Genomic DNA, 25,331 nt, shown 5'->3' on the forward strand with positions numbered 1-25,331 from the left:
TAAAATTAAAGGAAAGGTTTCTTGTGATCTATTCATCATTATATTCGATAAATAAAGCTAATGACAGAGTTAAGAGTTGATATGTTTAAACATGCATTATTGTTGTTTTTGTATTTTATTTAGCCTAATCTCATCATTTTTCATTATATTTTGTAATACCATGTATTTACTTTGATTTAATTCGTTTAAGCTTAAAATCTCATTGTGTTTAGTTGTGTTTATTTGATATTTAAAATAAACATTATATTCGTTTAAACTTTGACCTGCTTTTAAATCTGTTTTTGCAAATACAATGGGTTCTATTATGTCAATATACATATTTATTTTGTTATGTTTCTTGTAGTCTTCAAATTTTTTTGCATAGTAAACTAAAGTTTTTTGTATTGGTATATTTTTATATAGTGTGCTTTTTATTGTTTTAAATTTTACATTGGTGGAGAATTTATTTTCTATATTTATTTCTGATTCATCAAAACTGAATTGTAGTATGTAAATATTTTTACTTGCTAGATCCTTTGTAATATAGCTAATCATTTCAAATATTATGTGTTTTTGCTTAAAATGTGAACCTATGTAAATTTGTGACAAATTATTATTATTGCATATTTTTGAGTACCCTTTTGAGAAAAAATATACCTTACTAGGAGATATTGTAAAACAGGTCTCATAAGGCATTATTTGCGATAAATTTATTGTAAATAGATAGAATACAAGTTTACTTGTGAGTGTTTTCACTGCCTTTTTAAGTTGTTAGCAATTCCTAACATATTATCTGAGGTTTGAATTGCTTTTGAGTTTATCTCATAAGCCCTTTGTGCAACGATCATTGTTACCATTTCTTCTGCAATTGATACGTTTGACATTTCAAGGATACCTTGCCTTAGCCTACCCATTCCATCACTTCCTGGGGTTCCTGATATTTCTTCTCCAGAGCCAATGGTTTCTTTAAATATGTTATTTCCAATTGCATTTAGACCTGCTGGGTTTACAAATCTTACAATTTCCATTTGACCAAGTTCAATCGGCTCTGGGCTTTCATCCACTTTTACAGATATTATTCCTTCTTGAGATATTGTAATAGAATCTTTTATATATCCTTCAGGAAAGGATATATCAGGTAATAATTTGTATCCTTGGCTTGTTACAAGAGCTCCATTTGCATCGATTTTGAATGAACCGTCTCTGGTATAGCCGTAAGTGCCATCTGGTAGAAGAATTTTGTAAAATCCATTACCTTCAATTGCAACATCAGTGTTCAAATTGGTGGCTTGTAGGTTGCCTTGTTCGAAGATTCTGTGTGTTGCTGATACTTTTGTTCCGTGTCCAACTTGATTGCCAAGAGGACTTACTGTATCTTCAGTCGCAGGAGTTCCTGCCCTTCTTTGTGTTTGGTATATTAGATCTTCAAATTCAGCCCTTATCTTTTTAAATCCCGTAGTGTTTACATTTGAAAGATTATTAGCAATTGTATCTACATTATATTGTTGGGCTTTCATCCCGCTAGCTGCTGTCCAGAGCGCCCTCATCATAAACTAACCTCCTTAAAATTTTCCAATTTCGTTAATTAATTTTCCAAGAAGTGAATCTTCAGTTTGTATTGTTTTTTGATTTGCTTCATAGGCCCTGTTAACTGTAATCATTGATACCATTTCGTTAATGGCGTTTACATTTGATCCTTCTAAAGCACCAGTTTCAATTTTGGGTCTTGAATTTATTTCGATGTTTTTAGCTTGTCCAGATATTTCTGTTCTGTTCCAGAGTGAACTTCCTTGTTTTTTTAAAAATCTTGTTTTTTCAAAATTTACAATCTTTAGATTATCAAGGAGTTCATAGTTTTCCCACGAATTTTCATATTCACTTACAAGTCTTTTGGGATTTTCTTCAAATGTTGTGTTATGAAATATTTGTCCTTGATCCGTTATTTTAAAGTTATTATCTTTTAGATATATGTGTCCCTTCTCTCCAATCACAGGATATCCATCTTTTGTAACAAGCATACCTTCTGGTCCAAGTGTAAAAGAACCGTTTCTTGTATATCTCTCTCCCTCTGGTGTTTGAACAACAAAAAAGCCTTCATCAGTTAATGCTAAGTCAAGAGGATTTCCGGTTATTTTTAGCGGTCCTTGTTCAAAGGACGTATATATTTCATTTTCTTCAACTCCTGTGCCAAGCTTGCCAACAACAGGTGCTGTTTCCAGATATCCTTTGGGCAGTTTGTAAAGACCATCATCATTGAGCCGTCTAATTAACATTTCAGGAAAGGCCTTGTGTACGGATAAATCTTTTTTATATCCCGCAAGGTCAATATTTGCTAAATTATTAGAAATAACATCTAATCTGTGTCTTTGTGCCATCATTCCGCTGGCAGCAGTATAAATGCCTCTTACCACATTAAATCCTCATTGTTTTCTTTGGCTCATTAATTTTATCACTAAAGCTTATTATACATCAATTCTAATTGCTTTACTATTTATGTGTATTTTGGTTTTACATTTTAATTTTAGTAAGCTTGAAATATTACTTTGTATTAAATAATTTAAATTATACAAGTAAATTATCCCTTTTGCAAAAAGTATAAAATAAATGTATAATTTTTGCTTGTCATGATCTATTTAAATTGTTGACTCAAAGATTAATTTTAGGAGTTTGTATGAGTAAGGATGTGTTAAAAATTATGTTTTTATTATGTTTTTCTTTTTTTGCATTCGCAGAGTCTGAAAAAACAGAGAATAAAAAAGACGGTAGTGAAGTTTTAGGATATTGGGTTGGATATGATGATACTACTAATGTTAAAAATTCGGTAATTTATGTTTATAAATATAATGATAAAGTTTATGGTAGGATTTTAAATGTAATAAAGGATGGGAAGGTGCATGATATTAATGATCCTTCCGGTTCTAAGGTTGTAGGTTTTGATCATTTAACTACTGAAGGTCTTGATTTTATGTGGGGGCTTAAATATGTTAAGTCTTCTCGCAAATGGGATAAGGGTAGGATTATTGATCCTAAGAATGGCAAGATTTATACTTCTGAAATGAGGGTAGATCCAAAAACGGGCAATCTTGTTACCAAGGGTAAGGTGTGGATTTTTGGTAGGAGTAAGATTTGGACAAGAGCTAAAGAAGATGAGATTCCAAAGCTAGATGTAGAAGGCATAGTACCAAATCCGCCTGTGGCAGAGGAATAAAGAAGGATAAATATTAATTTGTGGAAATATCAATGAAAGATAAAACGGAATATTATGATAAGTTTATTATGAGAGTGCCTAACTTTCCAAAGGAAGGTATACTTTTTTATGATATTACTAATGTTTTGCTCCAAGCAGAAGCATATAAATCTTTAATGGAAGATGCTCATGCTTTTTATGCATCAAGAAAAATTGATTGCATTGCTGCTATTGAATCAAGAGGGTATCTTATTGGTTCGCCTTTGGCTTTAAAAATGGGTTTACCTCTTTTACTAATTCGAAAAGCAGGTAAGCTCCCAAGGCAAGTATTAAGAGAGGAGTATGAGCTTGAATATGGATTTAGCAGTATTGAAATACATAAAGATGATGTTAAACAACATTCAAATATTTTGTTAGTTGATGACATTTTAGCTACCGGAGGCACTCTAAAAGCAGCTGCTATGTTACTTAAAAAGGCGGGTGGAGTAGTATCTGATATATTTTGTTTCATTGAACTTGTAAAGATGAATGGTAGAGATATTTTACGGGAGTATAGTTTGAATTCTCTTGTTAGGTATTTTTGATAATTTATTTAATAAATAATTTATGTTATTAATTAAGCTTGAATAATTGACTTTAAATTTTATTGAATTTATAATATTTAGCTGAACATTGAGAGGTGATTGTGATGTATGCGTTGTTGGAAATAAAGGGTAAGCAGTATAAAGCTGTTATGGGAGAGATGTTAAAGATAGATAAGATTGGAGCTAGTGAAGGTGACAAATTGGAATTTAGCAGTGTAATGCTTGTAAACAAGGATGGAGATGTAAAGATAGGAAAACCTTATGTTGCAGGTTCTTGTGTTAAGTGTAGCTATATAGAAGATAAGAGAGATAAAAAGGTTATCTCTTACAGATATAGAAGAAGAAAGTCAAGCGAGCGAAAGATCGGACATCGTCAATCTTATTCTTATGTTTTGGTTGATGATATAATTGTTAGTTAGTGATTAATGTTTTAATAAAGACCCGTAATAATATAATTATTTATATTTTGGCTAATGGACATGCTAGAGGGAATAATTATATTAATATAGTTTGTTCTTCCTTTTCTTTTATTTTAAGAACTTTTTTAAGTGTTCTTGATTGTGAGAAAGAGGATTTTATTGTAGATAATTCTTTAAGAGGTTACTTGGAATTTAAGGCTTCTTTTAGAAGTTTGGATAAGCAGAGCCTTTTTTATTATAGTAAGTTTTTAATACAAGGTGTAAAGGATTTGTGCTTTGAATATCCTTATGATATTAAATTAATTTTGGAGGAAACTAGTGGCAACAAGTAAAAGTGGTGGTAGCTCTAAGAATGGAAGGGATTCTATATCTAAGAGGCTTGGTGTTAAGAGAAGTGGTGGGCAATTTGTGAGAGCTGGGGAAATAATTGTAAGGCAGAGAGGCACAAAATTTCATAAGGGCAAGAATTCTGGACTTGGCAGAGATTATACAATATTTGCATTAAAAGATGGTATAGTAGAGTTTAAGACTTATAGAGGCCGAAAATATATAAATATTATTTAATATTGTTATAGTTGAGGTTAATTTGCATATACTTAAGGATTCTTTAAGCATAACTGTATCTTCAGGTGATGGGGGTGCAGGGTGTGTTTCTTTTTTGCGTGAAAGATTTAATACCAAGGGAGGTCCTGATGGCGGTGATGGAGGAAGAGGTGGAGATGTAATCTTTAAGGTTAAGGCAAATCTTAAAAGTTTATCCCTTTATAAAAATGGCCAAAGACTTGCTGCTAATAATGGTAAGCCCGGAATGGGTTCTAGAAAGAGTGGAGCATCTGGTGAAGATTTGGTTATTTTTGTTCCCCCAAATACTTGTATTTATGATGTTGCAACAGGCTCTATGTTATTTGAGCTCCAGAACTTTGATGATGAAGTTATTGCTTTAAAGGGCGGAAGAGGTGGACTTGGGAATGTACATTTTAAAAGTTCTACAAAACGGACACCAAGATTTGCTCAGCCTGGAGAATCTGGCGCTACCTTGAATTTGCGTCTTGAGTTATCATTAATAGCCGATATTGGACTTGTTGGGTTTCCTAATGCAGGTAAGTCTTCTCTTATTTCTACAATAACCGCTTCAAAGTCAAGAGTTGCAAATTATCCTTTTACTACTAGATTTCCGCATCTTGGCGTTTTGAAGGCTTCTTATAATGATTTGGTAATCGCTGATGTGCCCGGGCTAATTGAGGGCGCAAGTCAAGGAATAGGTCTTGGTTTTGAATTTTTAAGACATATTTCAAAAACCAAAATCCTGGTCTTTTTAATTGATGTTGCTAGTGATAACTTTATGAGTGCTTATGATATTCTTGTTAATGAGCTTAGTGCATATGATATTGGACTTTCAAGTAAGAAGCGAATAATTGTTGCTAATAAACTTGATTTAGAAGGTGCGATTGAAAATTTTAATCAGCTAAAGAGAGCTTTAGTTGGTGAGAGAGTTTTAGGAATTTCTATTTATGATAATACGGGAATAAATGAGCTTGTTAGTGAGCTTTTTGCTTTATCAAGAATTTAAGGAGATTATTTTTTCTTTTTTAAAAGCTCAAAATTAACAATATTGTTAAGGCTTTAATTAGTATATTGTCAGTATATAATATGGGAGGTTTATGCGAATAGCAATATTGGGTGGCACTTATAATCCTGTTCATATTGGGCATATGTTTTTAGCAAAGGAGTTAGAGCATTTTCTAAATGTTGATAAAATATTATTTATTCCTACTCATAAACCTGTTCATAAGCGTGTTGAAAATATTAGTGTTAAAGATAGAATCGCAATGCTTAAATTGGCAGTACAACATGAAAAGAATATGTTTATCGATGAATGCGATATAGTAAATGGCGGAATAACTTATACCGTTGATACTATTGCTTGTATTAAGAATAAATATGTTCATGATGATATCTATTTGGTAATCGGAGATGATCTTTTTGAGAGTTTTGATTCATGGAAAAATCCAGAAAAAATAGTTGAATCTGTTAATCTTGTAGTGGTTCACAGGATTTACAGCGAAAGACTCATTAGTAGATTTAAACATACTTATATTGATAATAGAATATTTCCTATCTCTTCCTCAGAGATTAGGCATAGGATTGAGCAAGGATTACCTGTCGATTATTTGCTTCCCTTTGATGTTTTGCGATATATTAAAAATAATAATTTATATGTTAAAGGTAAATAATTGAGAAAAGAGTTATTTTTTTTAGTTTTAATCATTTTAATAGTTTGTGGTATTGTAATTTTTTTTGTTGATAGTTCTAAAAGAGAGCAGATATATTTTGAATTAAATACTAAGAGTAATATTAGCTTTTTATTTCTTATAGAAGATGAGAGTGACAATCTTTTAAGTATGCAAGAGATTTTTATTAATATAAAAACAGGAAGTGTTGGCTTTTTAGATATTCCTGTTTATACAGGTTATGAGGATTTAAAGGGAAATGTTTCTTGGTTTGAAGACTTATATAAAAAGAATAGATTTGTTGAATTTTTATCTAAAGTATCCCGGCAGTTAAATCATGAACCTGATTATTATATTCGTTTTAAAAAGAATAATTTTGTGAAATTTATTGACTATCTTGGTGGAGTGCGACTTCTTGTTAAAAACCCTGTTAAAATATATAGTTTAGTACGTTCTATCTTAATACCTTCTGGTAATTCTGTTTTTGATGGAGATAAGTCTTATGATTATTTGAGTTATTTCAGAGATGTTGCTTCTTACGATGAAAGATCTGAGTTTTTTAAGGAATTTTTTAAAAAAATTTTAACACAATTTTCTGATTTTAAAGAGGAGTATGATTATTTCTCTAAAATGTATTTCATGTTAGAGACTAATCTTTCTGAAACCGTATTTAAGTATATTCTTACTAATTATAAAATAAATAATGAGAGGCTTATTTTTATTAATATTAAGGGGCAAGAGGAGACATTTAAGGATAATGATGATAATTTAATAAAAGTTATTTTTCCTTATTATGGGGGAGCGGTTCTTAAAGAGTCGATAGAAAATTTAAATAGAGATTTAATGGGTGAAACTAGAAATGAAGAGGCAATTAGAGTTGTTGTTTTAAATGGTACTAAGACTGCTGGACTTGCAAAGAATGTAGCAGATATTTTTAAATCTTTTAAATTTAAGGTTGTAAGGTTTGGTAATGCAGATAGGCATAATTATTCTCATACTTTAATAATAAATAATTCAGATAATTTGGAGATTGCCATTAAGGTTGGAGATGTAATTAGATCAAGAACTATTAAACCAATTTCTGAGTTTCGTGTAGATACTTTGGGACTTGATATGCCTGATATGAGTCCTGATGTAATAATCATTTTGGGAGATGATTTTGATGGGAGATATGTTAAAAATAGATGATATTAAGAAGCTATGCAAGATTATATCTGATTTTGGTGGAATTGATGTTTTAAGTATTGATGTTAGTTCTGTTTGTAATTGGGCTGATTTTTTTATTATTGTTTCATGTTCATCATTTAAGCAAATGGAAGCTTTGCATGCTGAAAGATTAGTGACATTCTTTAAAGAAAGGGATTTTAATTATTGTATTCAAGGTAAGGGATTTATTTATGATTGGACAATTATTTCATGTGAAGGTTTAGTTATACATTTGATGAGTGAAAAGGCCAGAGAATACTATGAGCTTGAAAAGATATGGGATAGGGGAGAAGTTATTTATCCTTGAGAGTTATTTAATTAAAAAAAATAAAAATATCGCAAGAATTATTTACAAAAAATTAAAAATATTCTAGATTTAAAATATGTATTTTAGGGAGGCCTAGGAGTGAATATTACAGACGTAAGAATTAGGAGAGTTGATAATAAAAATCCCGGTTCAAAGCTATTGGCATATGTTACGGTTACTTTTGATGATTGTTTAGTTTTGCATAATATCAGGGTTATTAGGGGACAAAAAGGAGTTTTTATTGTTATGCCTAATAGAAGAACTAAGGTCGGAGAGTATAAGGACATTGTACATCCTATTAATCAAAGTTTTAGAGAGATTTTGCAAAGTGCTATTTTTAAAGAGTATGTGAAGGAAAATCCTTCAAGTCTTGAACTTGAAATAGGCTAGGAAACATTATTGACAAAGTGTATTGTATTTTGTATCCTTTTGACTTATGGGTAATTAAGTATTTGGGACGTGGACAAGTGGTAAGTCACCTGGTTTTGGTCCAGGCATTCGAGGGTTCGAATCCTTCCGTCCCAGTATTTTATATTAGGAGTTTCATTGTGGATAGTAGTAGGATTTTAAGATATGAAGGTCGGTTAGATTTTGGTTCTTTGCGTGCCCGTAGAATACGAGCAGAGTCTGAGATTCCAGCTGTTGTGTATGGAAAGGAAAGTGATGTTCTGCATATAAAAATTAAGAGTAGTGAGTTTAATAATAAGTTTGCAAAGTTTACAGATAATACTGTCTTGATTTTAAGTGACGGAAAAATTGAGAAATGTGTTTTCATTAAGGATGTGAGCGAAAATCTTACTAAAAGACTTATTTATCATGTTGATTTTTATGAGGTTGATAAGACTAAGGATATTGAAAGAGATATTGCAATTAAATTTGTAGGAGCTTCTGTTGGTGTTAAGGAAGGTGGTACTTTAAGTGTGCTTCGAACTAAAATCAAGGTTAAGTCTTTGCCTTTAAATTTGCCAGAATTCGTTGAAGTAGATTTGACCCCTGTTAAGAAGGGAGATCAAGTAACTTTTAAGGATATTGTACTTCCTGATAATGTTAAACTTTCTGAAGAGAATGAGAATTCAGTTGTTTTGCTTGTAAAATAGAGAGTTATGGATTTGTTAATAGTTGGCCTGGGTAATCCCGGGTCTAATTTTTTTCATACTAGACATAATGTTGGTTTTGAACTTGTAGATAACTTGGTTATAAAGAATGGTCTTTCTTTGAAAAAGGTAAAAAATTATGAATATTCTGATTTTAATTTTGAAAATAAACGGATAGTTTTAATTAAACCTTTAACTTATATGAATTTGAGTGGCAATATTTTTCCTTCTGTTTTTGCTAAGTTTTATATGAAAATAGCTAATCTGTTAGTTGTGGTTGATAATGTTGATTTGCCTTTGGGAAAGTGTAAACTTAGAAAGGTAGGGGGTACTTCTACTCATAATGGACTTCGTTCTATTTCTTTAAGCCTTGGAAGTACGAATTATGGTAGGCTTTATATTGGAGTTGGCAGTAACAATGAATCTAGTCTTAGAGAGTTTGTTCTTGCAAAATTTAGAGGTAGTGAGCTTGAGCGTATTAAAAGTGTATTTGAGTTTTTAAGTGAAGAGATATTAGGCATTGATGAGTCTAATTTTGAACATAAAGTTGCAACTATTAATTCTAGTAGTTTTTGATGTTTTGGAATGATATAGTAACAAAAATAGAAAGTTTTTACTTTAAAAATTCTCTGCCCAAAGGAAAATCAATTGTTGCTTTTTCTGGAGGTGCAGATTCTACTACTTTGCTATTGGGTTTAAAGGAGTATTTAAATAATAATATTGTTGCATTTTATTTTGCGCATTACATAAGACCGGAGTTTGAACAAAATTTGGAAATAGAACACATAAAAAAGTTTTGTAATTTTCATAATATTACTTTTCAAATAAAGAGGTGTAGTGTTGATATAAAGAGAGAGTCTAGTCAGCTTGGTATGTCAGTTGAGGAGTTGGCTAGAAAATATCGTTATAATGCTTTATTGGAAGCTCTTAAGGAAAATGAGGCTAGGTATATTGCTCTTGCTCATAATAAAAATGATCAATTTGAGACTTTAGTGATGAGATTTTTCCAGGGTTCGTTTTTGGATGGATTTTCTGGTATTCCAATTATCAATGGCAATATTATTAGACCTTTACTTGAGGTATCAAGAGAGGAGATTGAACAATTTCTTTCTTTAAATAATATTGTTTACTTTGTTGATAGCACTAACCATGAAGATTTGTATTTAAGAAATAGAATTAGAAATAATCTTATGCCAGTTATCGGAAAAATTTTTAAGGGATATGAAAGGGGTTTGGAAAGAATATCTGATTTTTCAAGTGATCTTGTAGATTATTTTGATAAAAAGGATTTTCTCCCTTATAGTAAGGGTAATTATTATTATTCTTTTGATGCTATGACTTTTTTCAGTCTACCAAAATACTTGGTTTTTAGAAGTATTTTTAAGATTTTAAATTTGGAAGGCATTGTGTCAAATTTATCATATGGAGCTCTAAATGAGATTTTTAGGGTAAATCCTGCTAATAAAAGAAGTAAAATTTTACTTAGAACCAATGAGTTTTTTTTAGAAAAGCGTCAAGATAAGGTTAACCTTATCTTTAGGAGAGATGAAGAGATGCATGAGCCTTTTGATTTTTTCTTAAGAGTTAATGAATATCATAGTTTATCTTTGGGTAAGATTTTGTTAAAATATTTGGAGTGTGAGGATAATTCTATACCAACATTGAGATGTTGTTCTTATGAGTTTAGGCATAGTTTTTTTAAAAATAAATTACAATCAAAGAGATTCTTTTCTAAGTTTGTAAGATATAATCCACTTTATTTAATGTTGTTAGTGTTAAATGATAAGATAATTGGAATTATTGATTTAAATACTTTAAACTTAATGTGGAGTGATAAGAGCATTATTAAAAAAATTAATATATCTTTGTTCGGAGGATTTTTAAAGGAATGAATATTAACAATAATAATTTGAATAATAATGGTAAATCTAATAATAAAAAGAAAAATAAGAATTGGATTTTGATTCTTGTTATAGTCTTCTTAATTTTAGCAATATTCATGTCTTATTTTATGCGGGGCGGAGAAAATTATAAGAACGTGCCTTATAGTACATTTCAAACTTATTTAGATAGTGGTTTAATTGAATCAGCTGTAATAATTGATAAAAGTCAAATTCAGTTTATTGTCAAGAATTCAAATTTAGGAAAATCTTATTTCTCTACTAGTATTCCTTATTTTGATCTCAATCTGCTTTCTGAACTTAAGGCTAAGAGAGTTGAAGTAAGTTCTGGCAAGAGTCAATCATCTTTAATTGGTGTTATTCTTCAAACTTTACCATGGATATTATTTTTTGTTTTCTTCTTTTTTATATTTCGTCAAACTCAGGGTGGAGGAGGCAAGGTTTTTTCATTTGGAAAAAGCAATGCACAAAAGTATGAGGCAGGAAAGAATAAGGTTACCTTTAAAGATGTTGCTGGGCAGGAAGAAGCTAAGCAGGAACTTAGTGAAATAGTTGAATTCCTTAAGTATCCTAAAAAGTTTGAAAAGATAGGTGCAAGGATTCCAAAAGGGGTTCTTTTGGTTGGATCTCCTGGAACAGGAAAAACTTTGCTTGCCAAAGCTGTTGCAGGTGAGGCAGGTGTGAATTTTTTTCATATGTCAGGTTCTGATTTTGTTGAGATGTTTGTAGGGGTTGGAGCAAGTCGTGTTAGAGATTTGTTTGATAATGCAAGAAAAAATGTTCCTTGCATAATTTTTATTGATGAGCTTGATGCTGTTGGAAGAAGTCGTGGAGCTGGTCTTGGTGGTGGTCATGATGAGAGAGAGCAGACTCTTAATCAGTTGTTAGTTGAGATGGATGGTTTTGGAACATATACTAATGTAATTGTGATGGCAGCAACAAATAGACCTGATGTTCTTGATTCTGCTTTGCTTAGACCTGGAAGGTTTGACAGGCAAGTAACAGTGACTCTTCCTGATATTAAAGAGAGAGAAGCAATACTTAATATACATGCTCAAAAGACTAAACTTTCAAAAGAAATTGACTTAAGAGTAATAGCAAGAGCTACTCCTGGTGTTAGTGGTGCTGATCTTGCAAATTTGATTAATGAGGGTGCTTTAATTGCTGCAAGGAATGATCAATCTGAGATTCTTATGCATGATTTGGAAGAAGCTAGAGATAAAATATTAATGGGTGTTGCTAAGAAATCTATGACTATTACTGATAGACAGAAACTTGAAACAGCTTATCATGAAGCGGGACATGCGTTGCTTCATTATTATCTTGAATATGCTGATCCTTTACATAAAGTTACTATTATTCCTAGAGGTAGAGCTCTTGGAGTTGCTTTTTCTCTTCCTAGGGAGGATAGGCTTTCAATAAATAAAAATCAGATTCTTGATAAGATTAAGATATGTTATGGCGGTTATGCTAGTGAGCAGATTAATTTAGGTTTTACTACAGCTGGTGTGCAGAATGATTTGATGCAAGCTACTAATTTGGCAAAGAAAATGGTTACAGAGTGGGGTATGGGGGAAGATGTAGGCCCAATATTTTTGGTGGATGATGAATCGCCCATTTTCCTTCCAAAAGAATTTTCTAAAGCAAAAGCATATTCTGAGAATACTGCTGATAGAGTAGACAGAGAAGTTAAGAGAATTCTTGAAGGATGTTTAAAAGAAGCGTCAGATATTTTGATGAAACATAAAGATCAGTTAGTTAAACTTGCAAAAGCCTTAGTTGCAAGGGAGACTTTGACAGATAATGAAGTAAGAGAGCTTTTAGGATTTGAAATAATTGAGAGTGATCATGAAAAAAGTTTAAAAGAGCCTAAACTGGAGACAGTCAATGTATAAGTAAAATTTTTAAGGGGTCTTATGGTTGTCTTAAAAATTATGTTTCTACTTTTATTTTTAGTAAACTTAGATGCTAAATTAAAAGAGAGAGACAAGGATATATCAGAAATTCTTTTTATTAAAGCTAAAAGTTTTGATGGTACTCAAAGAGGACTTGATATGATTTATGGTTCTCTTGAGTTTAGTTTAAAAAATTCAGATTCTCTTTATGAACTTTCATTGAGGAATGATATTTCATTGTTAGATAGAATTTATTTGTTAAAGGCCGCAATAGATATCAATAATTTTGCGTTTGTAAAGCCTAGGGCTTTATATTATCAATATTTTTCATTGATTCTAAGTCAAAATGAGGATATTGATAAAAATAGGGAAATTATTGATATTTACGATAAACTAGACAGTGACTTGCAGAATGATAAAGACTTGATTTACATGCGGCTTGAAGCTTCTAGTAGACTTGGAGATTTTAAGGGAAGTTTTAGTAAAGTGTTAGCAAATTCTTTTGCTGTGTATAGTGATGATTTAAGGTTTTTTAAATGGTTTTTAAAGGAAGATAAATTTTTTCCAAGTCTTTTTAGTAAACTTAAATTAAAAGAAGATTCTTTTTTCAATAGTAACAATATTGATTTTATTTTTAAAAATACAACGTTAAATGAACCTAATTCTGTTGCTTTATTTACTTTTTTAAAAAATAAGAGTAAGAAATTAAATGGTGTTCAGAGTATATATTTACTTAAATATAAACTCTTAACACCTGATGAAGCTTATCTATTTTTTAAAGAATCTCCCCCTGAAATAATAGGTGAATATAAGATGTTTTATGATCTCTTAAGAGATCCTATTATACGAGATGAATTTTTAAGTCGTTATAAAAATTTGTCCGGTATGTATTTTGTGAATGATAAAAATAATGCTGCAGTATTTGAGAATGGAGTTTTGGTAAGTTTTTTTTCAAAAATAGTGGACTATTCTACGGATGTAAACTTAGGTGAGAAGTATTTTAATAAGGTTGATTTTAAAGATAAAGTTCCTGTTCGTTATGAGAATGACTTGCTTGGTTATAAAGTTAGTTATTCTGTTTATCCTTATGTCAGTATGATTGAAGTTGACTACCCAGATAAAAAAAATGTATATACTTTTGCTTTAAATTCTTTTCGGTATGAGATTTTTGATGGTTTTGGTTATAAATTTGATTATGTGGGCATTAATGAATTTTTAGTAGCCAATGTTCCAGAAATTTTTCTTCCTAGTATGTTAAGTTTAAATCCAAAACGAGTTTCTGTTTTAAATATTCAAAAAAGTTTAATAGAGAAAAAAACCTTTAACAATTCTGATGTTATTGAAGTTAAGAATTATTCTTTTGGTGATCTGATTTCAGTTTATAGAAAGATTAATGGATCTAAGAAGTTTAATTATGTTGAAATTTATGACAAAGGGGTTTTAAAAGTTAAGAGAGTTATTTTAGATGATAGTTTTGATATCTATCATAACGTTAATTAGCTTTTGAGAATTATTGATGCATAGAAAAATTTTTATTATTTTTATGTTAATTTTTTCATGCAGTACAATAAAAGACATAGATGACAAACGAATTTATTATATCCCATCTGAAAGCATAAATAAGCATATTGAAAAAAATAATTTTGAGATTGCTCTTTCAAGTTATTACAATCTAAAAAATAGTGGTTTTAAAATGGATCAAGGTATTCTAGACTTAAGAGATAAAGCTTTGTCTGGCATTCAAAATGAATACTTTAAGTTTTGTAAGGAAAAAGATTATGAGAGCGCACTCTTTAAGCTTGAGACTTTAAATTTGTTTGGTATCATGCTTCATGAGAGTAGAGAACAATTGATTTTAAAGCATCTTGAGAGTTTAAAGCGCAAGGACCCGATGCTTGCAAGTTTTTTTGCAAAATATTATTCATTTGATAATACTTTTGATTCTTTGAAAAAATTTGTCATTAATAAAAAATCTCCCTCAAGAAATGTCTTGCTTGATACGGCTGTTTTAACAGTTTGGGTGGATATGGGAACTAAAATTGTAAATGGCCATAGGTTGCCAAATATTGCCGTGGGTTCTGCTTTTGTTGTTGATAATCTTAAGGGGTATGCTTTAACTAATTATCATGTAATTAGTTCTCAGGTTGATAATGATTACAAAGGAGTTTCCAATCTTTATGTCAGACTTCCAAGAGGCAAGGGCGAAAAACTGCCTGCAAAAGTAATTTCTTATTCAAAGAAAATGGATCTTGCTTTAATTAAGGTCTCTTTTAAATTAGAGCATCAATTTAATTTAAATTATTCTTCGAATATTAATATTGGAGATAGAATTTATGCTATGGGTTCTCCTATGGGATTTGAGAAGACTATTACTTCAGGAATAATTTCTGGAAAGAATAGAAACTTGTTATCTGTGGGTGATTCTTATCAAATTGATGCTGCTATTAATCAGGGAAATTCTGGTGGGCCTGTGGTAAATGAAGGTGGCGAATTTGTTGGACTTACATTTGCTGGAATTTTACATTCACAAGGTCTTAATTTCGTTATACCTTCAAAATGGGTTTTAAAGGTCTTGCCATTTATGTATGAAGGTGGAATTTTGAGAAATAAATGGTTGGGATTTACTTTTTCTGAAAGTTTGAAAAATTTGGAAATATCATATATAGCTCCTAATTCTCCTGCAGATATTGGTGGGTTGAGGAGTGGAGATTCTATTCTTAGTGTTAATTCCTTGAAATTTGATAGCTTAAGAGAGCTTCAATACTATATTTTGCAAAGGAGATCTATGGTGAGAATTAGGTATAGAAGAGATAATAAAGAGTATGAGAGTTATTTGTATCCACAAGACCGACCAGAAGATATTATTGAAAGTATTGTAGAGAGTGATTCTTTTAAAAATTTGATGGGAGCTTTTTTGGGATTAAATTTGAATTTGATTTCTGGGAGAGAGTATAGAGTTGCTAAGGTATTTTCAAATGGTCTTGGTGATGAACTTAATTTTAGGGCAAATGATGAAATTTTTGTTTATTCTTTTAACTATCTTATGGATAAGAGATTATTTGTCTTATTGCTTTATGTTAAAAGATTGTTTTCAGGATATTTAGGAGCTCCTTTGCAGCTTGTTATTCCCTTTGATTCTCTTATTTTTGTATAAAAAATTATTTAGTATGTTTGGAGTTGATTTTAATGAGCTTTTATTTGAAATTAGTTAGTGGAGATACTGAGTCCAAACTTGATAATATTGTTTCTATTAGTCATTTTGATTTTCAAGATAATTTAAATTTAATGCTTATAATTGGTCCTATGGGTAGCGGTAAGACAGAATATGCTGCTAAGATTTATAAAGATTCTCTTATTATTAAGAATAAATCTCCTAAAGTGTTAAATTCTATTACCAAGGGACGTAGAAACAGAGCTAATGTATTTTTTATTAGAAATATTCTTGATAAGAAAAGATTTAAAAATTATCCTCTAAATGTTATTCCTTATAGGGGAGGTGGGAGTGATAGGGTTGATGGAGTTGATTTTGCAGGTAGTTCTTTTGATGTAGGCCAATTAATAGATGAAAATCCTGAATATGGGACTTTTATTATTGATGAAACTTGTTTTTATGATGAGCGTTTGGTTTTTATTTTAAATAAAATCGCATTGGATTCAAATGTATTATTTATACTTCCTACTTTACTTTATAATTTTAGAAAAGAAATGTTTAATAATACTGCTAAACTTTTAATAGAATATTCAGATAAGATTTGTCGTCTTGGTGCTTATTGTGAGCATGTTGATTGTATGGATGAATCTTTCTTAACATACAGATATTATTTTTATGGAGGAAAGGAAATAGCTGCACCCTATTTTGATCCTTTGTTGATTGTTGGTGGTGATGAGATTGTTGAGTCTGCTATTTATCCAAATTATGCTACAAGGTGTTCTAGGCATCATTATCTTGTTGGTAGAGAATATTTTTTTACTGTTCTTAAACCTTTTGCATTATTGTATGCTCAAGGTGATAAAAAATTGCTTGAGAGAGAAATCGTGGATTTAAGCAGTAATGCGAGGAATGCAAATTTTGAAAATTCTCTTTTGATTGAATCTAGAGGAAGATATGATATTGCGGTTTTGGAAAATTTGTTAAAATTACCTTTTTTAGCAGAGAGAGCTTTAATTACACTTTCATTGGAATGTAATATTCTTAGTAAGAGAAATTTGAAAGAGCTTATTGATAAATTTTCTCTTAGTAAGGATTATATTCAAAAAGTAATTGTTTCAAAAGAGCATAAATGGATTTTTTAAAAAATATTAATAATAATTTGGTCTTTTTTGAAAGAACTCTTTTGTTTTTTCTATACGTATTAATTCTCTTTTGATTATGTCATAGTAGTTAAGTTCTTTCATTTCAATTCTATGATATTCATCTTCCCAGTTTGTTATTCCATCGCTTTGCATTTTAGTAAATTTATACTTATGCAATTGCTCGTGGTACTTTAAAGCTTCTGTATAGTAACTAGCAGCTAGTTTATAAAAATTCGTGGCTTGATTTAAGTTTGCAAGAATTCCCTTCTTTTTTGGGGTTTTATAAAAATATGTATGTCTTGTATCAAATAAGTTGCCTAAATACAGATGTTGCTTAACAAGAAGCAGATTTACATGCATTTTAAAGAGAAGCTTATATTTATTCCATTCTTCTCTTGTTTCTACTTTTGATAAAGAATAGTTTGGATTTCCAAATGGGTATTTTAATGCATTTTGTAAAAAAAATATATTTCTTTTATAATCATCGGGGGTTTTTTTCATTTGCTCATTGAAAATGACATACCATTGTTCAGCATAGAAAAATTTTGATGATGCATTTATATTGGTTATGAGTAGAATTGAAAATATTACTAGACATAATACAAAAAAGTTTTTATAAAACATGCTTTGTATCCTTTCCTTTATTTTAATAATATTAAAATTTTATTAAATCAAAAATTTTTATTGTGCTTGTTTCTAAGTCTTCTTTAGTTAAGTTTTCAATGTATACAATATCAATTAAGTCGTCAAAAATTTTGAGCATTTCTGTGTATCTAGAACTGATGTCTTTGAATTTTGCTTCTTCAAATTCAAAAAGATCAGCTTGTATTCTATTTTCTTGAATGCGCTTGTATGCGATACTGGGATCCGTTTTTATGAAGAATAGTTTTTCAGGAAGTGGGAAGTCTCTGTTTAGTTTATATCCCAATTCTCCTTGATATACTATAGATGAGAATAAATATCTGTCGGTTATTACTTTTGTTTTACCTTTGTTTAATATTTCTAGTATTCCATTTTTTGTATTGTACAAATGTTCATATCTGTCTGCTGCGTACAAGTGTGCCAGTGATACCCGTCTTAAGGGATTTTTAAGATTAGTTAGTTGCTTTCTTATGAACTTTCCAATTATTCCTTGTGATGGTTCTTTTGTGAAATGGTACTTTAATTTGTTATTACAGAGTTTTTGTAGTTTTTGAATTATGCTTGTTTTACCACTTCCATCAATTCCTTCTATGCAATAAAAATTTTTTAAGATCTTATTCACAAAAATTATCTCCTTAGATGTCTTGAGCAATTAGATACTTACTTAAGTATTATATAATATATATGCATAGATATATGAATTTGTTTTTTGTAAGAAATAAGATTACTCTATCTTTTATTTTCTCAATTTTAGTCTTTATATCAATTCTTGTGGTTTTTATTTTATTTATTCAAGCTCAAGTCTATTCCGCTAGATTTTTTGTTATAAGTTATCTTGAATCAAAATCAGGCCTTAAAATCAAATATGATAAGATTGCCCCGTATTTCTTATCTTCAATAAAAATAGATAATCTGGAATTGAGTTTAAATGATAAAGATAAAATATTAATGAATACTGTTAAAGTCAATTTGGATTTATTTAGACTGCTATTAGGAGATAAAAACATTATTTTAGATGTTTTCGTAAGGGGTAGTACCTTGAATTTTGATTTAAATGATTTTAAGTTTCTTAAATCTCAGAATTCGCATTCTCATACATTAAAATTGAATGCTGATGGTACTAATCGTGGAGTGCTTGGTAAAATGTTTAATTCCTTTAATAGTCTTCATATGCATTTAGAAGATATTGATATGAATCTTAAACTAACTTCTGAGAAGTTTGTAAGATTTCAGATTAAGAGTTTTGCATTAAAGACTATTGACGATGATTTTTTATTTAGTTTTATTGTTGATTTTAGTTCTCTTGCGGTTTTAAATTCCGATGTTAGTCATGAAAATATTCTTGATTCAACTTTTTATTTTGAAGGTAAATTTAAAAAAGATCTTGAAGATGGATATATTAATTTTAGTTTTTTAAAATTGCATACAGGTTATTTTGCTTTGCTTGAGCAAGGATTCCAAATAAATTATTCGAAGGGAAATATTGAAATTTTTAATATTATAAGAGAAAATATGGATTTTAATTTAAGATATGATTTTAATAAGAATTTTTTACGATTGGATGCTTTATTCTTTGATGTAAATCTTTTGAATTGGATAAGCCTTAATGAAAATTTGAGTAATTATAACAATTATCTTGATACAAGTTTAAATGGTCAGTTGGCATTTTCTTATGATTTTAAAGATAAAGATTTGCGGTATGCATTTTTATTAAATTCATCTTCAAAGGCTAACATGGCAGATAAGGAGATTCAGGGAGTAAAAGTACAAATTAAAGGTAATTCAAAAGTTGCAGATATACAAAATGCTTTTGTAAAACTTAAGAGAGGATTTATTGGCTATAAAGGCTATTATTCTTTAAAAGATTTAGTGCCAATAGGGAGGCTTGATTTTAGATCTGCAAAATTTTTTAAGTTTAAGGATATTAATGGACATTTGGATTTTAGTAAGGAAGCTCAATATTTTTGTGTAAAATCTGATGACTTGAAGGTTGGTAGGCTTAAAATTCAAAATTTGAATATGAAAACAAGTTTTGCCCAGGATAATATTCATGTTGATTATTTGCTAAATTTTGCTAACAATAATTCTAGAATTTTATTAAAGGGTGATTTTAATAAGGAAAATTTGAACCTTAATTTAGGCATTAAAGAGTTTCCTATGCTTTTTTTGAAGGATATTCTTCCAGAAACCCTCATGACTAAAGTTATTCCTGAATATTTTTTGTCGGGCAAGTATTTAAATTTGACTTCAGATTTTGATTTTAACACCGTTGATTATACCAAGAGCAAGTTAAATAGTCTCAATTTTGCTGTCTTATCAAAATTAGATGATTTTAATTTAATATTTGATGCAAGTGGAGAGAATGAGCTTTATAAGGTAAAACGCTTTAATTATAGTAGTGGGGATTATAATGTAAATTCTAGTTTTTTGATACAGTTGTTTAATGATAGTTTTAAGATAAATACTGAAGTTAATTATTTGAACAGGAATTATCCTTTGTATTTTGAGTTGAATTTCAAAGATAGGCATGTTAACTTGCAATTTTCACCTAAGGCACAATTCAGTTTAACTTATTCTGATGCATCTATAATTTATTTGTTTGATATTAATGATTTTCGTTTTTATAATGGAAATTCTGAAATTTTGTTAAATGTCAATTCTTTTGGAGATTATCAAATAATTAATAATGATTTGAATGTTACGATTCCTAAGTTTAGCTTAGATAAGATTTCTGGGGATCCTGCTTATAATTTTAATTTTAGCTTTGAGGGTTTATATAAGGATAAAAAAGTTAGTCTTTCAAATATTAGATTTATAAACGGGATTTCAAATTTACAAGGACAAGGCCATTTTAATTTAGATGATAAACTTAGTGGTAATTTGAACTTGTTTTCTAATTTGGATTCAGAGCGTTATTTTTTAGGTGTTGATTCTAATGAAGATGGCAGTTATTTTGTTGGTAGATTTCAGGGGTTCGATTTTAATAATTTAAAATTCTTTTCGTTCGTAAATGGAAAGATTAATGGTAATTTTATCCTGAGTTTTAAAGATAGTGATTTATTTAATTATTCTCTTAGTGCTTATCTTGAAACAGATGGCCTCTCTTTGGTAGGTGTTCCTACGTATTGCTCTTTGAATTTGGGATTGGTTGATAATAATCTTAATATTTATAATATAAAGGCGAGTCAAAATGAAATAGAAATTCTGACAGGTAATTTCAGATATGATATTAAGAATTCTATTGGGATTTCTAGTCTTAATATTAATAGCAACCTTTTTTCTTCAAGGGTGAATGCAAGTTTTCAGAAATTTGAAAATAAAACCGAGGAAGAATTTGGTATTTTAAAGAGCGAAACTAATGGAGAGATTTCTTTAAGAGAGCTAAGATATAAAGATAAAAATCTTTCTGACCTTACAATTGAACTTAATAATAACCTTGAAAGGTTTGTCATGTCATCAGTTGAATATGATCTGCTTAGTTGTTTATATGAATATAATGATGGTAATTTTAATGTTAGATTAAATGATTATTTGCCCCTTAGTTTTATTGCCTCAGGTAATATTTCTAGAAATAAAATTACCAGTAATATTCAGGATATTAAATTTGACTCAAAATTAATTACGGAAGATTTATTGGGGTCAAAAACTTTTTATAATATTAAAGAGCATTTTGTTCTCTATGATCTTAATGTAGCTGGCACATTGGATGTTAATGGTGATTTATATAATCCAAATCTTAATGGAGAGTTTAGAGTAGTACATGGCTTAATAAGTACTGAATATTTAAAATTATCTAGACAGTATGGAAAGAGTAGAATTTTAGAGCTAATTGATGTACCAGTTATTATTAAAGATAATAGTGTAATTATTGAGAACAAATTTAATTTAGACTATTATTCTGATGTCAATATTGCTGCTCATCTGAATCTAAATTTTCTAAGTGATAGTATTGTTGATTATTATAAGATAGATATTGGTGCTTCTGGTAGTTCTGGAGTGCCTATTAAATTTGATAAAGTAGCTATAAATTTTGTTGGACATGCTTCAGGTAATTTTTTTATTGAAGGTAATTCTGAAGAGATTATGTTTAGAGGAGATCTAAGTGTTTCAAATGCTTGGGTTTATTTACTTGAAAATTCAATTGTTGATCTATTAATAGATCCATATAAAAGGTCAAGGAAAGTTGTAGCATCTGATGTTAACTCTAAGGGTTTAGATATTACTACAGATCTGAAAATCAATTTTGATAGTAGCGTTGCTTTTCATTGGCCAGATAATAAGATTTCTTTCTTGAATGCTATTATTGCAAGAGGAAATAAGCTTGAGGTTAAATCTGATACTAAGACTGATGATTTTATTCTTAAGGGAGATTTAAATATTGCAAGTGGTTCTTTCAATTATAATAATAAACAATTTGTTTTCAGGGGTGTTTCATATATATCTTTTAATGAAAATAAGAATAAATTTGATCCATGGGTAAAGGCTGAGGCTACAAATGTGATTAAAGATGGTAATGAAAATTTGTTGATAACAATGAGTATAGATGGTCCTTTAAGTTTGTGGAATCTTAGTTTTTCATCTTATCCTGCTCGAACGGAACAAGAGATCAAATATCTTTTATCAAATGCAATAATTGGAGGTGAGCATGGACTACAGTCAGCAGGTACAAATACAGCTGAAATGGCACTTGGATTAGCTAGTGATATTCTTGTTGATCTGATAGTACAACCTATTGAAGATTATATGCGTTCTGTATTAAAATTAGACCTATTGAGTATAAAAACGGATATATTAAGGAACGCCATTGGTATCTTGGGCAGTTCAACAACTTTTGCAGGCGTGCTTGATAAAACAAATGTTAAAGTGGGGAAATATATTGCCGATGGTGTTTTTGCTAAAGCAGGATTTGGATTTTTAAAAGAAGAAGTAACACCGTTTTCTCAGAATTTAAATTTTAGTATTAATTTTGGTCTTGAGCTTGATTCACCATTTTTCTTTGTTGACTATATTTTTGATTATAATTTTATGAAATATGGTCATGGCATAGGAAATCAAATATCTATTTTTTGGAAATTTAAATACTGAAGCTATGTAAGGGGTTTAGGGTGCAGCTATTTAAAATCTTTATTTTTGTGGTTTTCATCTTGTTTGTATTTAATTTAGGATATTCTCAAGAGAATTATAAGGACAAGATGATAAAAAGTATTGACTTTAATGGGCTTAAGAATATAAAAGAAAATGACCTTAAATTTATTTTGAATGTTTATTTGGGACAAACTTATTCCGATGAACTTTTTGATAGGTTGCAAGTTGACCTTTATGCTCTTGATTATTTTGAGGGACTTATTCGACCTGAGTTTAGAATAGAAGATGATAAACTTGTAATTACATTTTTTGTGAAGGAAAAGTCTTTAGTAAAAACTGTTACTTTTATTGATGATAGTGGGATTTTTTGGAATAGTGAACTGCGTGACAAATCAGATGTTAAGGTAAAAGAGGCTTTAAATCTTTCAAGAATTAAAAAAAGTGTTGTTAAATTTGAAGAAATGTACAAAGATGCCGGGTATCTTGATGTTACTGTTGAATTTGATATTAAAGAGGAAAATAGCTTAGTAGATATTGTGTTTAAAATTAATGCTGGTCCTAAGTATGTTGTTAAAGAGGTTTCTTTTGAGGGAAATTTGAATTTTAAGAGCCGTATTCTTAGAAAATATTTAGTGTCAAAACCCTCATCTTTATTTGCTGATGGCAAGTATTTAAAGTCAAATGTTGATAAAGATAAAATGCGACTTGAGTCTTATTATAAAAATAATGGATATATTAATGCCAAGGTTGTAAATAATACTGTAGATATACGAATTCCTAGTGATTCTAAAAAAATGGAGAGAGAGGTTTACTTAAAATATTTTATTTCAGAGGGTAATATTTTTAAATTTGGTAAGTTTGAAATTACTGGTAATTTGGTTTTTAAATTAGAAGAATTGCAATCCCTAATTACTTTTAGGGAAGGAGATATTTTTGATGATTCAAGATTTGAGCAAGATTTTGCAAAAATTAGGGATAAGTATTATTCCGATGGTTATATCTTTACAGAGATTGTGCCTTCTCGAACGATAAGAGATGAATTTGTAGATTATTCTATTAATATTTTAGAAAAAGAGAAAGCTCATATTGAGTCTATTACTGTCTCAGGTAATAAGAAAACAGCTTCCCATGTAATACTTAGAGAAATTCCACTAATGGAGGGAGATGTTTTTAGTTTGGAAAAACTTCGGATGGGAATGCTTAATTTGCAAAGACTTGGTTATTTTGGAAATGTTATACCCGATGTTGTTCCAAGTAGTATTGAGGGTTTAATGAAAATAAATTTTGTTGTCGAAGAGCGGGAGACAGCAAGCTTGAGATTTGGTATGAATTTTGGTGGGGTTAGTAATTCTTGGCTTCCATTTTCAGTTTTTGGACAGTGGGAACAATCTAATTTTCTAGGTGAAGGGTATGCTCTTTCTGCAAGACTTAATCTTGCTTTCTCAGAGCAAAGCTTTAGGTTGATGTTTGAAGATAATTGGTTTATGCAGACTAGATGGACTCTTGGGGGATTTATTGATTTCTCACATTCTATAAATACAGCTTATCAGGATATTAATGGGCCTATATTTATAGGCAAAAAGGAAGTTCCAGATCCTTTTGTAAGTTGGGAAGCATATAATAATGATAAAAATTTTTCGGATTTTAATATTATGAATTATTCTTTAGCTAAATTTAGTATTAGTGGGTTTACTGGCTATACTTTTTCTAATTATCTTGGAAAGCAGTCATTTGTTGGAACTGTTCAAACTGCTTTGAAATATGTGTATTATGATAATAATGTTAATAGACCTTCAAATTACTATTTGAGGGATAATTATAATACTATTAGATTTGAAAATTCTTTTGGTATTAGTGTTGCGTGGGATACAAGAAATTCCCAGTCTTTATCTAATAATGGTTTTTTGCTTAAGCAACAATTTGATTTTTTTGGGGGGTTTTTACTTGGACAGAGTCATTTTTCAAAATCCACAACGACTTTTGAGAGATATTTTTCTCTTTTAGGGTATCAGGATGTTTTTACTCCATATTTTGATTTAATTTTAACTTTAAGAAGTGTTTATTCAAATGTTTTGCCGCCACTTGGAAATGGTTTTGAAATAGAAGTACAGCCACATCATCTTATAGTTATTAGTGAAAACTTTATGATTGCAAGAGGATGGGGCACTTTGAGCAATATTTATAGTTCGTTTGTAAATACTCTTCAGATATCAATGCCTTTGATTAAGAATATTTTGGTTTGGGATATTTTATTTTTAGATATGGCTTCATATTCTCTAGAAGGGCAAGAGAATTCTTTATTTGTTCCTTTTAGTAATTTTATTTTTAGTTGGGGCTTTGGAATTAGAAGTGTTCTGCCTCAAATGCCTTTGTCTTTTGTAATAGCTTATCCATTTTATTTCAGTAATGAAGGCGTTAATAGATATTATAATTATTCTGGAGGGTTTAAATTTTTCTTAGCCATTGATATGAGATACTGATATAATTTAGTTAGCTTTTCATAAGGAG

The 25,331-nt window shown here is 29.8% G+C and carries 24 protein-coding genes and 1 tRNA gene; 20 read left to right on the plus strand and 5 right to left on the minus strand.

Annotation, left to right across the window (positions count from 1 at the left end; genetic code table 11):
• Positions 1 to 96: 96 nt before the first annotated feature.
• The 3 genes from bhDAH_RS03945 to flgF are packed head-to-tail and all read right to left on the minus strand — an operon-like array spanning position 97 to position 2,390.
• A complete protein-coding gene (locus tag bhDAH_RS03945) occupies positions 97 to 735 on the minus strand; it encodes a hypothetical protein (RefSeq protein WP_012422519.1) in 639 nt (212 codons plus the stop codon).
• Positions 732 to 1,529 carry a flagellar basal-body rod protein FlgG gene (gene flgG / locus bhDAH_RS03950; RefSeq protein ID WP_012422520.1) on the minus strand — a complete coding sequence of 266 codons (798 nt, stop codon included), beginning with the start codon at positions 1,527 to 1,529 and terminating at the stop codon, positions 732 to 734. The genes bhDAH_RS03945 and flgG overlap by 4 nt, the downstream gene beginning before the upstream one ends.
• A gap of 12 nt (positions 1,530 to 1,541) precedes the next feature.
• Positions 1,542 to 2,390 (minus strand): flagellar basal-body rod protein FlgF, encoded by an 849-nt coding sequence (gene flgF / locus bhDAH_RS03955; protein ID WP_012422521.1) that lies wholly within the window; start codon positions 2,388 to 2,390, stop codon positions 1,542 to 1,544.
• Positions 2,391 to 2,650: 260 nt separating this feature from the next.
• Between flgF and bhDAH_RS03960 the strand changes: the two genes are divergently transcribed.
• The 18 genes from bhDAH_RS03960 (at position 2,651) to bhDAH_RS04045 (ending at position 17,096) form a co-directional block, all read left to right on the plus strand.
• The gene (locus bhDAH_RS03960; protein ID WP_025406794.1) at positions 2,651 to 3,187 is read left to right on the plus strand and encodes a DUF2147 domain-containing protein; all 537 of its coding nucleotides are present in this window, start codon (positions 2,651 to 2,653) and stop codon (positions 3,185 to 3,187) included.
• Positions 3,188 to 3,219: 32 nt separating this feature from the next.
• Positions 3,220 to 3,750, plus strand: a complete 531-nt coding sequence (locus bhDAH_RS03965) for an adenine phosphoribosyltransferase (protein ID WP_043924498.1) — start codon at positions 3,220 to 3,222, stop codon at positions 3,748 to 3,750.
• Positions 3,751 to 3,854: 104 nt separating this feature from the next.
• Positions 3,855 to 4,169, plus strand: a complete 315-nt coding sequence (gene rplU / locus bhDAH_RS03970) for a 50S ribosomal protein L21 (protein WP_025406796.1) — start codon at positions 3,855 to 3,857, stop codon at positions 4,167 to 4,169.
• A complete protein-coding gene (locus bhDAH_RS03975; RefSeq protein WP_012422525.1) occupies positions 4,169 to 4,501 on the plus strand; it encodes a ribosomal-processing cysteine protease Prp in 333 nt (110 codons plus the stop codon). The genes rplU and bhDAH_RS03975 overlap by 1 nt, the downstream gene beginning before the upstream one ends.
• Positions 4,488 to 4,733, plus strand: a complete 246-nt coding sequence (rpmA, locus tag bhDAH_RS03980) for a 50S ribosomal protein L27 (RefSeq protein WP_012422526.1) — start codon at positions 4,488 to 4,490, stop codon at positions 4,731 to 4,733. The genes bhDAH_RS03975 and rpmA overlap by 14 nt, the downstream gene beginning before the upstream one ends.
• A gap of 22 nt (positions 4,734 to 4,755) precedes the next feature.
• Positions 4,756 to 5,739 (plus strand): GTPase ObgE, encoded by a 984-nt coding sequence (gene obgE / locus bhDAH_RS03985; RefSeq protein ID WP_012422527.1) that lies wholly within the window; start codon positions 4,756 to 4,758, stop codon positions 5,737 to 5,739.
• A 91-nt stretch (positions 5,740 to 5,830) separates the two neighbouring features.
• A complete protein-coding gene (nadD, locus tag bhDAH_RS03990) occupies positions 5,831 to 6,403 on the plus strand; it encodes a nicotinate (nicotinamide) nucleotide adenylyltransferase (RefSeq protein ID WP_012422528.1) in 573 nt (190 codons plus the stop codon).
• Positions 6,404 to 7,588: an LCP family protein gene (locus bhDAH_RS03995; RefSeq protein ID WP_012422529.1), complete on the plus strand. Its 1,185-nt coding sequence runs from the start codon at positions 6,404 to 6,406 to the stop codon at positions 7,586 to 7,588.
• Complete coding sequence (gene rsfS, locus bhDAH_RS04000) at positions 7,563 to 7,913, plus strand: ribosome silencing factor (protein ID WP_043924499.1); 351 nt, start codon at positions 7,563 to 7,565, stop codon at positions 7,911 to 7,913. Before bhDAH_RS03995 ends, rsfS begins: the two co-directional genes overlap by 26 nt.
• Positions 7,914 to 8,012: 99 nt before the next feature.
• Positions 8,013 to 8,303, plus strand: a complete 291-nt coding sequence (gene spoVG, locus bhDAH_RS04005) for a septation regulator SpoVG (protein WP_012422531.1) — start codon at positions 8,013 to 8,015, stop codon at positions 8,301 to 8,303.
• Positions 8,304 to 8,366: 63 nt separating this feature from the next.
• Positions 8,367 to 8,438 (plus strand) — tRNA-Gln (locus bhDAH_RS04010).
• A gap of 23 nt (positions 8,439 to 8,461) precedes the next feature.
• Complete coding sequence (locus bhDAH_RS04015) at positions 8,462 to 9,010, plus strand: 50S ribosomal protein L25/general stress protein Ctc (RefSeq protein ID WP_012422594.1); 549 nt, start codon at positions 8,462 to 8,464, stop codon at positions 9,008 to 9,010.
• Positions 9,011 to 9,016: 6 nt separating this feature from the next.
• A complete protein-coding gene (gene pth, locus bhDAH_RS04020) occupies positions 9,017 to 9,583 on the plus strand; it encodes an aminoacyl-tRNA hydrolase (RefSeq protein WP_012422532.1) in 567 nt (188 codons plus the stop codon).
• Positions 9,583 to 10,899, plus strand: a complete 1,317-nt coding sequence (gene tilS / locus bhDAH_RS04025; RefSeq protein WP_411431480.1) for a tRNA lysidine(34) synthetase TilS — start codon at positions 9,583 to 9,585, stop codon at positions 10,897 to 10,899. Before pth ends, tilS begins: the two co-directional genes overlap by 1 nt.
• Positions 10,896 to 12,803 carry an ATP-dependent zinc metalloprotease FtsH gene (gene ftsH / locus bhDAH_RS04030; protein WP_012422534.1) on the plus strand — a complete coding sequence of 636 codons (1,908 nt, stop codon included), beginning with the start codon at positions 10,896 to 10,898 and terminating at the stop codon, positions 12,801 to 12,803. Before tilS ends, ftsH begins: the two co-directional genes overlap by 4 nt.
• 21 nt (positions 12,804 to 12,824) lie before the next feature.
• Complete coding sequence (locus bhDAH_RS04035; RefSeq protein WP_012422535.1) at positions 12,825 to 14,303, plus strand: hypothetical protein; 1,479 nt, start codon at positions 12,825 to 12,827, stop codon at positions 14,301 to 14,303.
• Between the two features lie 16 nt (positions 14,304 to 14,319).
• Positions 14,320 to 15,957 (plus strand): S1C family serine protease, encoded by a 1,638-nt coding sequence (locus bhDAH_RS04040; protein ID WP_226285648.1) that lies wholly within the window; start codon positions 14,320 to 14,322, stop codon positions 15,955 to 15,957.
• 32 nt (positions 15,958 to 15,989) lie between these two features.
• The gene (locus bhDAH_RS04045; protein WP_012422537.1) at positions 15,990 to 17,096 is read left to right on the plus strand and encodes a thymidine kinase; all 1,107 of its coding nucleotides are present in this window, start codon (positions 15,990 to 15,992) and stop codon (positions 17,094 to 17,096) included.
• A 6-nt stretch (positions 17,097 to 17,102) separates the two neighbouring features.
• Here bhDAH_RS04045 and bhDAH_RS04050 read toward each other — a convergent pair whose 3' ends face one another.
• Both bhDAH_RS04050 and tmk read right to left on the minus strand, forming a co-directional pair.
• A complete protein-coding gene (locus bhDAH_RS04050) occupies positions 17,103 to 17,720 on the minus strand; it encodes a hypothetical protein (RefSeq protein ID WP_012422538.1) in 618 nt (205 codons plus the stop codon).
• A gap of 31 nt (positions 17,721 to 17,751) precedes the next feature.
• Entirely contained in the window at positions 17,752 to 18,360 is a 609-nt protein-coding gene (tmk, locus tag bhDAH_RS04055; protein ID WP_043924500.1) for a dTMP kinase, read from the minus strand.
• A 74-nt stretch (positions 18,361 to 18,434) separates the two neighbouring features.
• Here tmk and bhDAH_RS04060 point away from each other — a divergent pair, with 74 nt between their 5' ends.
• Entirely contained in the window at positions 18,435 to 22,823 is a 4,389-nt protein-coding gene (locus bhDAH_RS04060; RefSeq protein WP_043924532.1) for a translocation/assembly module TamB domain-containing protein, read from the plus strand.
• A gap of 20 nt (positions 22,824 to 22,843) precedes the next feature.
• On the plus strand, positions 22,844 to 25,303 hold the full coding sequence (gene bamA, locus bhDAH_RS04065; protein WP_012422541.1) for an outer membrane protein assembly factor BamA: 2,460 nt from the start codon (positions 22,844 to 22,846) through the stop codon (positions 25,301 to 25,303).
• The last annotated feature ends 28 nt before the right edge of the window (positions 25,304 to 25,331 follow it).

The organism is Borrelia hermsii DAH, assembly GCF_023035675.1.
GTDB lineage: Bacteria > Spirochaetota > Spirochaetia > Borreliales > Borreliaceae > Borrelia > Borrelia hermsii.